Below are 16,206 nucleotides of genomic sequence, written 5' to 3'. Positions count from 1 at the left end.
TCGCTAAACCAACCCACTCCCTCTTAACAACAGCAAACCGAGAGCAGTGGTGAAAAATGATGTCAGAGTGGTCAGCGCAATAATGTTAGCCGCTAAGGTAGGGTTTCCCCCCATTGCCCGCGCCATAACATAGCTGGCTGCTGCCGTCGGCGTAGCCGACAGTAAAAATATAACCCCTAACGGTGCGCCACGGAAGCCGTATAACCATCCGCCTAAAAACAGCAGTAGTGGAACCACCAGAACCCGGGCAACACAGGAGAGCATTGCAACATTCGATGAACGGAACATAGCACGAAAATCCAGACTGGCACCGGTACATAACAGTGCCAGCGGTAGCGCTATACCAGAGATATAGTTACCGGTCTTGGTTAATACACCAGGAATAGGGATAGCAAAAACAGAGAATGGCAATGCCAACAGAATACCAATAATCAACGGATTAGTTACTACGCCCCGAATAATACTGGCAAAGCTGGGTCTGCCATTAGGGCCGGTTGATAAACTACGGGCCAGGGTAATCACTGACAAGACGTTATACAGAATCACCGTTACCACAATATAGAATGATGCAACAGAGACGCCTTCGCTACCAAATGCCATTGAAGCGTATGCAACACCTAATATTGCCGCGTTTCCCCGAAAACCGCCCTGAACAAAGATCCCTCTTTCTCTGCGATCTTTAACCAGATAAGGCGCAACCAGCTCCAGCAATAAAAAGCTACCAATTGTTCCAATGGCAGCATGCATCATCATAGGGAAATGATTTTGGAAGTCTTCATGATTGCCCGCAATACTGAAAAATAGCAGGCAAGGCAATGCGATATTAAATACGACTCTACTGGCGGTATCGCAAAATTGATCGTCAATCAGGCGAAGATGCCGCAAGAAAACGCCCAGCATCATCATTAATAAGGTAGGAACCGTTACGCTAAAAGCGAAGCTCCATGTTTCCCATGACATCATTTTTGTTTATTCCTTTAAACAACTAAAAAAAGCCTGACGTTTATAAAAATATTGTTATTTGTAAGGCTAAAACCACCGTCTTACCATTCTATCCTGCAAAATAAATAAGTAAACACCACACATTTGACTAAGTTTTCATATAAAAGACTTAAATAATATTATCTTGATGAAACTATAACAATTGAAAAAATTTATCTGATGAAAAATAAGTTTGTCCCGATCGCAAAATTCATCTGCAATAAATGCTCACTGTTGAGTATAATAATTGTTCGGACGTCAGCGTTTACGGGCTTACCCTCCTCCTCAGCCCCTGCGTGATACAACACTTCAAATATGAAACCTGGCGATAAAACTGATGATAAGGAATATCTTTCTATGGAGAACCACACTCCCGATAGCTGCACTTTTCCGGGCAATCACTACAGGAAGCACGCCTGATGAATGAGCCTTTATTACTACTTACTATTATCCTGTTTGTTGCTGCGGTTACCGTTACACTGTCAAAAAAAATCGGGCTGGGTTCTATCCTTGGCTTGTTGATCACCGGTGTGATTATTGGTCCTCACACTCCGGGTCAGGTGATCCATAAAGAGCATGTGGATAATATTCTTCATGTTTCTGAATTTGGTATTGTTCTGCTGCTGTTTATTATTGGTCTGGAGATGCAACCAAAGCGTCTTTGGTCAATGCGAAGAGTCGTTTTTGGCCTGGGCTCGCTGCAAATTTTACTTTCTGGTGCCGCCATCGGTACCTATTTCTATTTGCTTGGCAATTCAGCCAATGCGGCCATCATTATTGGCTTAACGCTGGCCCTCTCTTCCACCGCCTTCGTGATTCAAATATTGCAGGAGCATAATGAGTTCTCCAGCGAACACGGGCGTATTGGTTTTGCCATTCTGCTGATGCAGGATTTAGCCATTGTTCCGTTACTGGCACTGGTTCCATTGCTTTCCGATAAGATTGCGGTGCTGCCAGATGATTCCCCTATGTGGATGCAGACCATTTCAGTTATTGGTGCACTGCTGCTGGTTATTATCTTTGGTCGCTATGTGGTGCCCTGGATACTGAACCGGATGGCCCGTAAAGGTTATCGCGAAAGCTTCTCGCTGTTTGTGATGTTTGCCGTTGTACTGGCCGCCTATGTAATGGAACACTTCGGTTTATCCATGGCGCTGGGTGCATTTATTATGGGTATGATGCTGTCTACCTCTAAATATGGCTTCCAGATTCACGCCAGCGTTGAATCAGCTAAAAGTCTGCTGATGAGCATCTTCTTTATTTCAGTAGGTATGTCTATCGATTTCGTGACGCTGGCACAGACTCCCGTGCTGTTTGTCAGTAACGTAGCGGTTATTCTGCTGATCAAAATTATTATTCTGTTTTTACTGTCATTGCTGTTTGGCACTTCAAAAGAAGCCGCAACCAAAGTGGCTTTCCTGCTTTGCCAGGGCGGTGAGTTCGGTTTCGTATTATTTGGTGTGGCTAAAGCCTTTGGTGTCATTGACGATACCACCTTTATCATGGGCATTGGCGTCATCTCGGTAAGTATGGCGTTTACGCCAAGCCTGTATGCCTTTGGCTGTCGCCTGACCAGACGAGGTATGTTGTCCGAAGTTGATCCAATACTAACACCAGATGAAACCGCCAATAATGCACGAGTTGTCGTGGCAGGTTATGGCGATACCGGTCATGTATTAGCGCAAATGCTACAGGATTCCTCAATTCCCCATATAGTGATCGAGAAGAATCCGGAAGTGGTGAAGAAGGCGCAAAAAGCAGGTATCCCTGCCTATTTTGGTGATATCACCGATCCAAAACTGCTTAACGTGATTGGTGTTGAGCAGGCGCAAATGGTGATTGTCTCTATTGACCATAACGCCAGTGCGCTTAAAGCGGTATCGACCCTGCGCTCACTTTATCCAATGCTGAAAATATTAGCCCGGGTGCTGGACAAAGATCTAAAAGATCAACTGCTGGAAGCCGGTGCCAACTGGGTGGTTATTGAAACGCTGGAAAGCAGTCTGCACATTGGTGCCGAAGCGTTGAAAGTTCTGGGCGTGGCGGATGAAGAAGTTTCCGAGCTGGTCGATTCTCTGCGTAAAGATGAGATGATGGCAACGGTAGAAGAACCGGAAAATGACGATGCTGAAGCTGAATCAAATACGGTAAATGAACCTATTGTTACTGATACTGATTTCGAACTTCCATCCGATGACGATGATAAGACTCTGGAACCGCATCAACGTCCAGAAGCAGGTTGATAAGCATTTTTATCACTGGGTTTCTCCGGAACTCCAGATAGCAAAAGGGGCGCATACTGCGCCCCTTTTTACTTTATCTAACTTACTTGCCACGACTCTTAATATGCTGCATCAAACGACGACGTTTGCGCTGCTGAGTTGGCGTCAGCTTATTACGACGCCCCGCAAACGGGTTATCGCCTTCTTTAAACTGAATACGGATTGGCGTTCCCATTACTTCCAATGAACGGCGGAAATAGTTCATCAGATAGCGTTTGTAGGAATCCGGCAGGTCTTTCACCTGATTACCATGGATAACAACAATCGGTGGGTTATAACCACCTGCATGAGCATATTTCAGCTTCACGCGACGGCCGCCAACTAAAGGTGGCTGATGGTCGTCCTGCGCCATTTGCATGATACGCGTCAGTAAAGAGGTACTTACTCTGCGGGTTGCGCAGCGATAGGCTTCTTGCACTGACTCAAACAGATTGCCTACACCGCTACCATGCAGAGCTGAGATAAAATGAACCCGGGCAAAATCAACAAAGCCCAAACGCAGATCCAATGCCTCTTTAACCTGCTCTTTGATTTCCTGAGACAGACCATCCCATTTGTTTACCGCAATAACCAGTGAGCGCCCACTATTAATGATAAATCCCAACAGAGAAAGGTCCTGATCGGAAATACCTTCACGAGCATCAATCACCAGCAATACAACGTTAGCGTCTTCAATGGCCTGCAAGGTTTTAATCACGGAGAATTTCTCTACCGTTTCTGTCACTCTCGCCCGCTTCCGTACGCCAGCGGTATCAATCAGGATATATTCCCGCTCATCACGGGTCATTGGAATATAGATACTATCGCGGGTGGTTCCCGGCATATCATAAACAACCACACGCTCTTCACCCAGAATTCGGTTAGTTAGCGTGGACTTACCTACATTAGGACGGCCAACGATCGCCAGTTTAATCGGTAAATTTTCCAGATAAGAAGAATCTTCTTCTTCCTCACCTTCTGCTGCATTTTCATCAAACTCTTCATCCCAGATATCGGTACCGATATCCGCAAACTCATCATCCTGATTTTCTGATTCAGCCGACTCATCTTCTTCAACTACAGGCCCCAGAACCTGCTCTATCAGAGAGGTGACACCGCGACCATGTGAAGCTGCAATCGGGTAAACTTCCCCTAATCCCAGCGCATAAAAATCACCGACTGCACTGTCAGGATCCAGACCATCCGTTTTATTTGCTACCAGGAAAGTCGCTTTCTCGCGCATCCGCAGGTGTTGAGCAATGCCCTGATCTGCTGGCATCAGCCCGGCACGAGCATCCACCATAAATAAAACAACATCGGCTTCTTCAATCGCCAATAGCGACTGACCTGCCATATGGGTTTCAACACCGTCTTCGGTTCCATCAATACCACCGGTATCGATAACGATAAATTCGTGGCCAGCAGATTCAGCCTTACCGTATTTCCGATCGCGGGTTAATCCCGGGAAATCAGCAACCAATGCATCACGAGTACGCGTTAAGCGGTTAAATAGCGTGGACTTACCCACGTTGGGACGCCCGACCAGCGCGATAACAGGGATCATTATTAAAGCCTCTTTCTTTATAACTCTATGATTTTAAGATGGTTAATTAAAAAACATCACCAGCTTTATAGAAGACGAAACGGCCCCTGGTGTCAGGAGCCGTTTTTCAACCGGCATAATTCAATTACATCATGCCTTTTGGATAATCATTAACTCAGCGGCTATAGGAGTAAACGCTACCGCCACGAGCCTGAATCACTAATCGATCGCCTGCAACGATTGGCGAAGACAGGAATCCATCACTATCCACTTTATTCTGTGCGACAAATTGACCTGTAGCGCTATCCATCCAGTGCAGATAGCCTTCTGAATCACCGACGACTACATAGCCATTAAACAGCACTGGTGCAGTCAGTTGGCGATGTAACAGATCGTTCTGTGTCCACATGATAGATCCGCCGTTTAGCGTCAGGGCAACGACTTTATCATCCTGATCTACCAGGAAAACACGACCGCTATCGATAAAGAAATCGTTCACAGAGCCCATATCGCGTTTCCAGATGATCTGGCCTGAACGCAGATCCATGGCAGTAAAGCTACCGTTATAGCCCTGAGCATAGACTACGTTGTCAACGATCACTGGAGTGCTATCTACGTCAGCTAAGCGGTCAATTTCTGTTGCACCACTTGGCTGAGAAATACTCTGTTGCCAAATTAACTGACCTTGATCTAACAGTACCGCATTCACACGGCCGTTATCGCCACCAACAACTGCCGCACCGTGTGCAACTGCTGGCGCTGATTCACCGCGCAGAGAAAGCAGTGGCATCCCCAGGTTTGCAGTCCATTTAATGGTACCATCAGCTTCGCTTAACGCCTGTAGCATACCGTTAGTGGTATGAACCAGCACTAAACCATTGCTCACTACAGGACGAGATAATACTTCGCCAGCTACCAGTGTTTTCCATGCCAGCGCGCCATCAGCGCCGTTAAGGGCATAAACCACTGCATTTTCGCTACCGACATAAACATGTGCGCCCGCTGCGGTTACGCCACCGGATAACATCGGTGATTTAGCAGAAGAGAAGAAACCTGCACTCTCAGTCACGTCAGCTTTCCAGATTTGCTTGCCGCTATCGGCATCCATTGCTTTAACCTGACCATTACGCGCTGCCGCATAAATACGGCCGTCCTGCCAGGATGGACGCAGATGAGAATAGTATTCACCAACACCATTCCCTACAGAAGTACTCCAGTGCTTATTCGGTGAGAATTGGTTACTCACCTGTGGCAGTGGTGACATTTTTACAGCATCATCATCGCCGCCAAACAGCGAACAACCACTCAACATGGTTACAGACAGCAATCCTACGCAAAAAATTCTACGTAATTTCATTCAAATCCCCTTAGGCGGCCAGATTGTTCAGTTTAATACGCAGTAACTCTTTCAGTACCGGTGATGGATTATCTTCAAATGCTTGTGTATATGCACCACGCGCACCTTTTGTATCACCTTTGGCCACTAAAACATCACCACGAATTGCCTGAGCCTGTGCAAACCAACCACCTTTCTGTACTGCATCCAATGTTTTTAACGCATCATCAAACTGCTTCTCTTGCAGTTGAATACGCGCCAGACGCAGATTGATGGCTGGCAATAGATTATCGTCCTTGGTATGAGTCTGCGCCCACTGCAGTTGTTGCTTAGCGTTGGCAAAATCACCCTTCTCAACCAGATCCTGAGCCAGTTTCAGTGCACCGAAAACACCATAGGTGTTATCGTTGGCCTGAATAAAGGCCGCTAAACCGGCCGTATTCTCACTTTGCAACATAGCATTATCAAAGGAAACAGAAGCAGTCGTTAAGCTGGTATGCTGATGTGACTGCCAGTAACGCCAGCCAAACAGACCACCGATACCTAAAACGACACCCACTACGATAGCTTTTCCGTTTTCACGGAAAAAGTTACGCACCGCATCTAACTGCTCGTCTTCATTGTTATAGATTTCCACGGTGTCCCTCTTGATTAACCGATCAATGTTGCTAAATGCGCCGCAGCTTCAGCCTGCGTCACAGTTTGTTGTTCGCCATTGCGCAGATCTTTCACTACCACCTGCCCGGCTGCCACTTCATTTTCACCCAGTACCAGAGCCACTTGCGCTCCCCACTTATCGGCGCGGGCGAACTGTTTTTTAAAGTTACCGCCACCGTAGTTGGTCATCAGACGCAGCTCAGGTGTTGTATCACGAATAGTTTCAGCCAGTTTCATGGCCGCAATTTGCGTGCCTTCACCGGAAGATATCAGATAAACATCCACCGAACGCGCTGCTTTAAACTCCGGGTTAACCGCCTGCACCAACAGTACCAGACGCTCCAGCCCCATCGCAAAACCAACACCCGGCGTTGCATGCCCACCTAATTGTTCAACCAGGCCATCATAACGACCACCGGCACAAACTGTACCCTGAGCACCTAAACTGGTTGTTACCCATTCAAATACCGTGCGGTTGTAATAGTCCAGACCACGAACCAAACGTGGATTAATTGTATAACCGATACCGACATTATCCAAAAATGCGCACAGACCGGCAAAGTGTTGTTTAGACTCTTCGTCCAGATAATCCATTAATGTTGGAGCACCGTTTAACAGAGCCTGAACTCCGGCATTTTTTGAATCCAGTACCCGCAGCGGGTTGGAATACATGCGGCGCTTGCAGTCTTCATCCAGCTTATCTTTATGCTGTTCTAAAAACGCAACTAATGCTTCTTTGTAATTAGCCCGAGCTTCCAGTGAGCCGATGGAGTTCAGCTCCAGAGTAACGTGCTCTGAGATACCCAGTTCACGCCACCAGCGAGCCGTCAGCATAATCAGTTCAGCATCAACATCTGGTCCGGCAAGACCAAATACTTCGGCACCCATTTGATGAAATTGACGATAACGACCTTTCTGTGGACGTTCATGACGAAACATCGGCCCCAGATACCACAGACGCTGTTCCTGATTGTAGATAAGACCACGTTCAATACCGGCGCGAACGCAACCAGCCGTCCCTTCCGGACGCATGGTTAACGACGTTACCTCTTCACCATCGCGCTCGCGATCGTTGAAGGTATACATCTCTTTTTCTACTACATCGGTAACTTCGCCAATAGCACGCTTAAACAGTGGCGTTTGTTCAAGAACCGGCGTGCGAATCTCACTATATCCATAAGACTCAACAACACGCTTAATAATGTCCTCAACTCGCTGCCATACTGCGGTGTCTTCTGGTAAATAGTCATTCATACCACGTACAGATTGAATTTTCTTTGACACGTCAATTCTCTATATTCTTTAAAATTTTGTTGATTATAGGAGGTATTCCCTCCTCACATCAATGCAAACAGGCGGTTATTACACAGTAACACCGCCCGATTAATCTGTTTTTTTATCCATCGTCACGCATAGTGTCACGATTTCTCATTAATCCTGACTGATATCGATACGTTTGGATTTATCCAGCATACTGGCTCTGGCGCGGATCTTCGCTTCCAACTGGTCGATCATATTATCGTTATCAAAGCGTTCTTTCTGGCGTTCACCATTTTCATAGTAACCGCTCTTATTATGACCACCCGTTACACCAATATCAGATACCAGTGCTTCACCTGGCCCGTTAACCACGCAGCCAATAATAGAAACATCCATTGGCGTGATAATATCTTCCAGACGTTGTTCCAGTGCATTAACCGTACCGATAACATCAAATTCCTGACGGGAACAGGTTGGGCAGGCAATAAAGTTGATCCCTCTGGAGCGAATACGTAACGCCTTCAGAATATCAAAACCAACTTTAACTTCTTCAACCGGATCTGCCGCCAGTGAAATACGTAATGTATCACCAATGCCTTCAGCCAATAACATACCTAAGCCAATGGCTGATTTCACCGAGCCGCTACGGGCACCGCCAGCTTCAGTGATACCTAAATGCAATGGTTGTTCAATTTGTTTTGCTAACAGGCGATAAGATTGCACCGCCAAAAATACGTCCGAAGCTTTAACGCTAACTTTAAAAGCATCAAAGTTCATACGGTCAAGAATTTCAACGTGACGCAAAGCAGACTCTACCAGGGCTTCTGGCGTTGGCTCACCATACTTTTCCTGAATGTCTTTTTCTAACGAACCACCGTTAATACCGATGCGGATAGGAATGTTTTTGTCACGAGCACAGTCAACAACGGCACGGATGCGATCTTCACGGCCAATATTACCCGGGTTAATACGCAGGCAATCCACACCGTACTCTGCAACCTGCAAAGCAATACGGTAATCAAAATGAATATCCGCTACCAAAGGAACTGAAACACGCTGTTTAATTAACTTAAACGCTTCTGCGGCTTCCATGGTCGGTACTGAAACTCTGACGATATCCACACCAACCCGTTGTAGCGACTCAATTTGCTTTACCGTTGCTTCTACATCTGTAGTGCGGGTATTGGTCATTGACTGAACGGCAATGGGAGCTCCATCACCAATAGGTACATTACCTACATAAATACGTTTTGATTTACGACGAACGATCGGCGTTTCATTATGCATTATAAGCTCTCCCCGAAAACTACCACGACTGGTTAACCTTGTTTGTTATTCAGCCGCTAACGTCAGGCGAGCAGTACGACTTGAACTTTTATACGGGCTCATATCGACAGGTTTGCCTTTGTAACTAATTTCTACGCCAGCTGGCGCTCCCAGTTTGACCCGATAAGGGGCTTGTCCGGAGAGCGACAACTTACCCTCTTTTCTCTGTAAACCACTGTACAGATTCTGACCTCTGGCATCGATCACCTCTACCCAGCAATCCTGCGTAAAGGTCATATAGATATCATTAGTATCCTGCACCGGTTGGGCTGCAGTACCTGTTGCCGCTTCTGCTTCTGCAACCTGAGCTGCCACTGCTTCTTCCAGCGTTGGGGCTACATTTTGAACAGGTTGAGACGGAGCCTGACCCGCATTATTAGCGGCAGACGCACTGTTGGCGCTATCCGGATTCACAGACGGCTGAGACGTGGTGGTATTAGAAGACGTTGTATCAGGCTGGTTAGTAGACAATAAAATTTGGTTTTGTTCACCAGATGAAGGTGTCAGATCGCTTTGCTGTGCCTTGTGATTCTCCCACCACCAGGCTCCGGTTAAACCGAGTACGACGAATAAAATTAACCAGGTAAACAGGGTTAACCAGCGGTCAATCTTTTTACGTGGTTTACCCAGCGTAAAACCTTTAATGCGGTTAGTTTCAACAATATTTTTTTCTGCATTACTTTTTGGCAGTAATGCAATTAACTCATCCTCTGGCACCTGAACCAGCTTGGCATAAGAACGGATATAACCTTTGATAAAGGTTGGTGCTAAATCCAGCGGATTTAAACCATCCTCCAGTTCTCTGACTGTACTCACCTTCAAACGCAGTTGCTCCGCCACCGAACGTTGGCTTAGGTTCAATGCTTTTCTGGCTTCGCTGAGTCGGTAACCGATTTCAGCCAGTGGTGTCTCTCTTTCTTGCGGTGTATCAGTATTCATGAGCTAAGAATAATTGGTATTGTTTTGATTGTGAAAAACCCTGCGCCAGTTGCTTACCATAACGTTTTACATCGTTTAAGCGATTATCTGACGCCGCAAATTGAATCTGTATCCATAAACTTTCAGCACTGGCAGGAAGCACCTTTTGATAGAGATTAAGCAATGCCTGAGCCTCTTCGTGCTTGCCTTGCTGCCAGTAACGAGCCGCGGTATTTAATATCCGCACACCCTTTTCTGGATTCTGTTTTAATGCCCGGCTTAATTTTTTATCTGCTTCATCTGGTTGCCCGGCCTGCAATAAACAATAACCTGAATACTCAAGGCTATTGGAAACATCATCGAGACGCTCAGTGGCTACTGCCAGCTCGAAATAACGTTGCGCCTCATCATACTGCCCTAAACTACAGAGAAACGCACCGTAATTATTTAACACATCGCCATTATCTGGCGCTAACTGCAAGGCCGTATGATAGCGGGAAGCTGCCTGTTCACTCTCTCCAATGCCTTGCAGATATAGCCCCATACCTAACTGTGTCCGGTAGTCTTGTGGAGCATAATTCACTGCCCGTTCAAGATTTTTTCGGGCAGCAACCATATCACCTTGTGATAAATAGGCCATACCTAAGGTTAGTCGAATCTCTGCAGCCTGCCCCATATCGGCGGCATGTTCTTCTGTTCTCTGGCCGGTACAACCCATCAATATTCCAGCCAGCAACGGTATAGATAACAATATCTTCTGCATTGATTTTACAGTCCTTGTATCTACAACGCTCTATACTACAACAATAATTCACTTTCATATATTGTTGTAACACATCATGTTTTAGAGCGTTTTAATTGAAATAGGTTCCCCATTCATTTTCTTTTTTAAAGTACGTTTCGTTCTATCGATAACTTCACCCGCCAATTGGCCGCAAGCCGCATCGATATCGTCTCCACGGGTTTTACGCACAATAACAGTAAAACCGTATTCCATCAGTACTTTAGAGAATCTGTCTACCCGACTATTTGAGCTACGACCATAGGGGGCACCGGGGAATGGGTTCCACGGAATTAAATTAATTTTCGAAGGAGTGTTTTTTAAACACTCAGCTAACTGATGAGCATGCTCGGTTCCGTCATTGATGTGATCAAGCATGACATACTCAACGGTAACTCGCCCTTGGTTAGCATTAGATTTATCCAGATAACGACGAACCGCCGACAGGAAGCTCTCAATATTATATTTACGGTTGATCGGCATGATTTCATCGCGGATTTGATCGTTAGGTGCGTGCAGTGAAATTGCCAACGCCACATCGATCATCTCACCCAACTTATCCAGAGCAGGAACCACACCCGATGTAGATAAAGTTACCCGACGTTTGGACAAACCAAAACCAAAGTCATCCAGCATAATTTCCATTGCCGGTACCACATTGGTGAGGTTCAGCAGGGGTTCACCCATGCCCATCATCACGACGTTAGTAATGGGACGCTGACCGGCGACCCGTGCTGGCCCAATGACTCTGGCTGCGCGCCAGACCTGACCAATAATTTCTGATACCCGCAAGTTGCGGTTAAAACCCTGCTGCCCTGTTGAACAGAACTTACACTCCAGTGCACAACCAACCTGTGATGACACACATAACGTTGCCCGATCGTCTTCCGGTATGTATACCGCTTCAACCTGTTGGTCACCTACTGCCAGAGCCCATTTAATCGTACCGTCCGCTGAACGCTGTTCTGTTACTATTTCAGGAGCCCGAATTTCTGCTACCTGTTGTAAACGTGCGCGCAGGACTTTATTAATGTCCGTCATCTGTTCAAAATCGTCATAACCGAACTGATAAATCCATTTCATGAGTTGGTCGGCACGGAATGGTTTTTCGCCTAAAGAGACAAAAAATTCACGCATTGCCTGTCGGTTAAGATCTAATAAGTTAATTTTTTCTGACGGATTGGCTGATAAAACAGGAGCGTCAGATGACGTTAAAATCTGCTCGGACATGGTATTGAAGGCCTCGTTATTACACTTTATGGCGCTAGAAAATCTAGAGAATGTAAAGGGTATTAAAATTACCCCTGCAATATTTTACTTACAGGGCATGATGCGGGGAGCATTGTACTGCTTTTAGTGAAACGTTTCTATGCACATCCTTATAGTTAAAAATGAATATCCAGTCATAACCTGATTAGCTTAAAAATACTGTTTGATATTAAAGAAGTTTTAATATCGCCACGGTAATTTTGTCATTAACTGATACACTTATTTACCGCTGAAACAGACCTGAAACCAGTAAAAGGCCAGTGGGTTAACTCACTGGCTTTTATCATTAAGTCGTTCAGATTAACGAGTGCGAGGACAAACCTCGTCATCACTGAAGAAATAAGCAATTTCACGCGCAGCTGATGCTGTAGAATCAGAACCATGAACTGCATTTTCAGTCATGCTATCCGCATAATCAGCGCGTAACGTTCCAGCCAATGCGTTGGCGGGGTTAGTCGCCCCCATCAGATCGCGATAACGCTGAACCGCATTTTCACTTTCCAGAACTTGCACAACTACCGGGCCAGAGGTCATAAAATCCAGCAGACCATTGAAGAACGGCTTTCCATCATGTTCCGCGTAAAAACCTGCCGCCTGCTCTCTGGTCAGGTGTAGCATTTTTGCAGCAACAATGGTGAATCCTGCATTTTCAAAACGCGAATAGATAGAGCCAATTGCATTTTTAGCAACGGCATTGGGTTTAAGGATGGAAAAAGTACGTTCGATAGACATATTCACCTCGGGGTTACTGATAACTGTTCTATATATATTTTAATTTGTAGGGTAAATCATTGTAGCCAGACGTAATTCGCGGCTGATTATACGAGCAGATATCAGGCTTGCCTATCTCGGATGTAACATTTTTTTAAAATAAACCGAAGTTAGTACACATTTTTGGATGTATACCGCATTTTTAGCGCAGAATAACGGCAGATTGAGACTTGAGGTGCAATTTTAAAGCAAAATACGATGAATTTAGTATCGAGGAAATTTCGTCCACTAACAGTACAGAGTCTAAATTAGCAAATGTGCAAGTGGCCGAGCAGGAGGCGTTAAGGCGAACGCCTCCTGCACCTCCGCGCCTTCGCACCCGAATCCAGGTCGCTACGCGACTTCCCTCCGCCTTCATTCGGGCTTACGCACCGGCACTGATTCGCTCCCGGCGAATCAGTGCCTCGCCGAACATCCATGTTCGGCGTGCTACCCTCATTCAGTTGTCAGCTGAATTCCAGTGCTCTGAAAGAGATCAAAAACATAAGGTCAAGAACATAAATATTACTCTAATACAAACCCCACGCTACTCACCTGCCCACTCTCATCCAACACGCTAATCTGATATTTACCGGAATTCGTCAGGGTATGAACCATTGGTTTATCTTCTTCCGTTTCCATCAAAGATTCACCGTTAATAAACCACCAGCGTTTGCCCCGGCCTCCCTGAGTATCCAGACGCAGATCGAGAGATTGTGTTCCCGGAATACGTTTAAGAATCGCCCCGTCTTTTAAGCCCAAAATCAACAACGGGGGGCTGACATCGTAACTGATAGGTGGACACTCGGTATCACGCTCCGGCAAGCGACTGATTCGGCGTTCTGACGACGGCAACCAGGTTTCTAATGCAATCGGCCATAAAGCAATTCGACGTGATATGGCACCACTACAGTCCGCAGCGACTCGTTTTCCTTCGGCATTAACCCACAGATTTAACCAACCACCGATGCCCGTATCCTGCCCGATGGAAGACAGCGTCGGCGGGATCGTACCATCCAGAATCCATGCCTGACGACGCTGGCGGCAGTTAGTATCACCAGCTTCCAGAGTTTGTCCCTGAGGCCAGCAAATAACTGCACGACTGACAGAATAGGGTCGCGGATCCTTCGGCCAATTTTTTGCTAACTGGTTGTTACGGTTTATCAGCAAGTGGTTAATTTGATGCAAAATCGGCACCGCGGTTGCATATCCAAACTGACCTGCCACCGGAGTACCATCCGGGCGACCTACCCAAATACCAATCAGATAGCCACCGTTCATTCCAATAGTCCAGGCATCGCGATAGCCATAGCTGGTACCGGTTTTCCATGCCAGCGGGGTAATATCTGAAATCTGACTATCAGGAACCGGGCGCCCTTCTCCCGCCATAATCCGACGAACAATCCATGCCGCGCCGGGAGAAACTAGCTGACGTTCCACCAGTGGATCTTCCGGCCGATAACGTAATGCCGCAACTTTGCCCTGCCGCACAAATGCACTGTAACCGCTAACCAGTTGATCCATCCGCATACCGGTTCCACCCAGAATCAGAGATAGATTAGGATCGCTGTTAAGCGGGAAACGCAAAACAATACCCGCATTACGCATATTGCCGGTAAATCGTTTTGGCCCATAGGCTTCCAGAACCTGAACCGCCGGCAGATTGAGTGAGCGAACCAATGCATCGGAAGCGCTCACCGGGCCGCTAAACCCGGTATCAAAGTTTCCGGGACGATAATCACCAAACTGACGGGGTACATCCTGTAACAAAGATTCTGCATGGATCAGCCCATCATCCAGCGCCATCGCATAAGCAAAAGGCTTCAACGTTGAACCGGGAGAACGCCACGCGCTAATCATATCCACATGACCGAATCGACTACGGTCGTTAAGATCCGCTGAACCAATATAGGCTTTTACTGACATGGTTGAGTGATCAACCACCAGAATCCCCATGGAAGTACTGGGGGGTAACTGACTCTTCCACCCCATGACCATATCTTCAAGACGCCGCTGTAATGAGGCATCAATAGTGGTATGAATCACATCAGTGCTGCTTTCTGCCAATAAACGTCGGGAAAGTAATGGCGCCAGTTGCGGAGCCTGACGCTCTGCCAGCCAGACACTCTCTTGCTTAATATCGTCTACCTGCGCCTTATCCCAAACGCCATATTCTTCAAGACGATCGAGCACTTTATCTCTGGCAGCTTGCGCTCGCTCAGGATAACGATCGGGGCGTAAACGACTGGGAGCCTGTGGTAATACTGCCAACAGAGCCGCTTCTGAACGAGTGAGCTCTGATGGAGGTTTATCCAGATAGGCCCAGCTTGCGGCACCAATACCCTGTAATGTGCCGCCGTAAGGTGCACGATTGATATATATCGTCAGTATCTGATCTTTGGTGTAATGCCATTCCAGCTGCAAAGTGCGGAACACTTGCCGCAGTTTGCCAAAGAATGTTTTATCATGAGGTTCAATCAGGCGAGCCACCTGCATTGAAAGTGTACTACCACCGGAGACAATGCGCTGGTTAGCCAGGTTCTGCCACAGCGCTCGCATAATGGCTAACGGGTTTATTCCCGGATGAGAATAAAACCAGCGATCTTCATAGGTCAGCAAGGCTTGCAGATAATAAGGCGACACTTCATTCAGCGAAACCGAATAGCGCCATACCCCATCCGCATCGGCAAACCGCCACAGCGGGGAACCATCCTCAGCCACTACCACCTTCGCCACTTGTACATCAGGCGCAGGTAAAGGCCAAATCTTATCCGCCAGCCACAGCCCCGACGCCGTAACGGCAATCAATACCACCACGACAACGACTAGCCTGCGCCAAAAACGAAATGTGAACAATCGGGAAAATAAACTACGCAATTCAGTTACTCATACAAAGCGGAAATTAGCTCGACAACGACAACAATATCAAACCAATATTATTAGCAGAGTTAAACGGAGGGATACCTTTCCGTTGGGGCCGACTTGGCGTAAGCCAACGAAGTGCCCCTAGGGAAGGTAGGCCCGACGCACACCAGTGCAAAGTACAGATGCTCTTCCGGCCGCACACATAAAATAATATAGGCACTATGTCCTTACGGCCGGAATATTCTCTAACGCCAATTTA

At 46.7% G+C, this 16,206-nt stretch carries 12 protein-coding genes; 1 reads left to right on the top strand and 11 read right to left on the bottom strand.

Translation table 11 applies throughout. From position 1 onward, the window contains the following. Positions 1–3: 3 nt before the first annotated feature. Entirely contained in the window at positions 4–960 is a 957-nt protein-coding gene (locus tag I2494_RS14635; RefSeq protein ID WP_218467759.1) for an AEC family transporter, read from the bottom strand. A 440-nt stretch (positions 961–1,400) separates the two neighbouring features. Between I2494_RS14635 and I2494_RS14630 the strand changes: the two genes are divergently transcribed. Continuing rightward, entirely contained in the window at positions 1,401–3,224 is a 1,824-nt protein-coding gene (locus I2494_RS14630) for a monovalent cation:proton antiporter-2 (CPA2) family protein (RefSeq protein ID WP_218467633.1), read from the top strand. Between the two features lie 82 nt (positions 3,225–3,306). On the opposite strand, the gene der is transcribed toward I2494_RS14630, so the two are convergent. The 10 genes from der to pbpC form a co-directional block, all read right to left on the bottom strand. Further along, complete coding sequence (gene der, locus I2494_RS14625) at positions 3,307–4,806, bottom strand: ribosome biogenesis GTPase Der (protein ID WP_218467632.1); 1,500 nt, start codon at positions 4,804–4,806, stop codon at positions 3,307–3,309. A gap of 154 nt (positions 4,807–4,960) precedes the next feature. Then, positions 4,961–6,142, bottom strand: a complete 1,182-nt coding sequence (gene bamB, locus I2494_RS14620; protein ID WP_218467631.1) for an outer membrane protein assembly factor BamB — start codon at positions 6,140–6,142, stop codon at positions 4,961–4,963. Between the two features lie 10 nt (positions 6,143–6,152). After that, on the bottom strand, positions 6,153–6,758 hold the full coding sequence (locus tag I2494_RS14615; protein ID WP_218467630.1) for a YfgM family protein: 606 nt from the start codon (positions 6,756–6,758) through the stop codon (positions 6,153–6,155). 14 nt (positions 6,759–6,772) lie between these two features. After that, positions 6,773–8,062: a histidine--tRNA ligase gene (hisS, locus tag I2494_RS14610; protein WP_218467629.1), complete on the bottom strand. Its 1,290-nt coding sequence runs from the start codon at positions 8,060–8,062 to the stop codon at positions 6,773–6,775. Positions 8,063–8,209: 147 nt separating this feature from the next. Further along, positions 8,210–9,325: a flavodoxin-dependent (E)-4-hydroxy-3-methylbut-2-enyl-diphosphate synthase gene (ispG, locus tag I2494_RS14605; protein WP_130593002.1), complete on the bottom strand. Its 1,116-nt coding sequence runs from the start codon at positions 9,323–9,325 to the stop codon at positions 8,210–8,212. Between the two features lie 45 nt (positions 9,326–9,370). Further along, the gene (rodZ, locus tag I2494_RS14600; protein WP_218467628.1) at positions 9,371–10,303 is read right to left on the bottom strand and encodes a cytoskeleton protein RodZ; all 933 of its coding nucleotides are present in this window, start codon (positions 10,301–10,303) and stop codon (positions 9,371–9,373) included. Next, on the bottom strand, positions 10,293–11,045 hold the full coding sequence (pilW, locus tag I2494_RS14595; protein ID WP_218467627.1) for a type IV pilus biogenesis/stability protein PilW: 753 nt from the start codon (positions 11,043–11,045) through the stop codon (positions 10,293–10,295). The genes rodZ and pilW overlap by 11 nt, the downstream gene beginning before the upstream one ends. An 81-nt stretch (positions 11,046–11,126) precedes the next feature. Next, positions 11,127–12,293 (bottom strand): bifunctional tRNA (adenosine(37)-C2)-methyltransferase TrmG/ribosomal RNA large subunit methyltransferase RlmN, encoded by a 1,167-nt coding sequence (locus I2494_RS14590; RefSeq protein ID WP_218467626.1) that lies wholly within the window; start codon positions 12,291–12,293, stop codon positions 11,127–11,129. 339 nt (positions 12,294–12,632) lie between these two features. Then, on the bottom strand, positions 12,633–13,064 hold the full coding sequence (ndk, locus tag I2494_RS14585) for a nucleoside-diphosphate kinase (RefSeq protein WP_218467625.1): 432 nt from the start codon (positions 13,062–13,064) through the stop codon (positions 12,633–12,635). A gap of 543 nt (positions 13,065–13,607) precedes the next feature. After that, positions 13,608–15,959, bottom strand: coding sequence for a peptidoglycan glycosyltransferase PbpC (gene pbpC, locus I2494_RS14580; RefSeq protein WP_218467624.1), 2,352 nt, complete (start codon positions 15,957–15,959; stop codon positions 13,608–13,610). Between the last annotated feature and the right edge of the window lie 247 nt (positions 15,960–16,206).

The sequence above is a fragment of the Limnobaculum allomyrinae genome (genome assembly GCF_016649425.1).
Classification (GTDB): domain Bacteria; phylum Pseudomonadota; class Gammaproteobacteria; order Enterobacterales; family Enterobacteriaceae; genus Limnobaculum; species Limnobaculum allomyrinae.
This window is presented reverse-complemented; position numbering and strand designations above follow the sequence as displayed.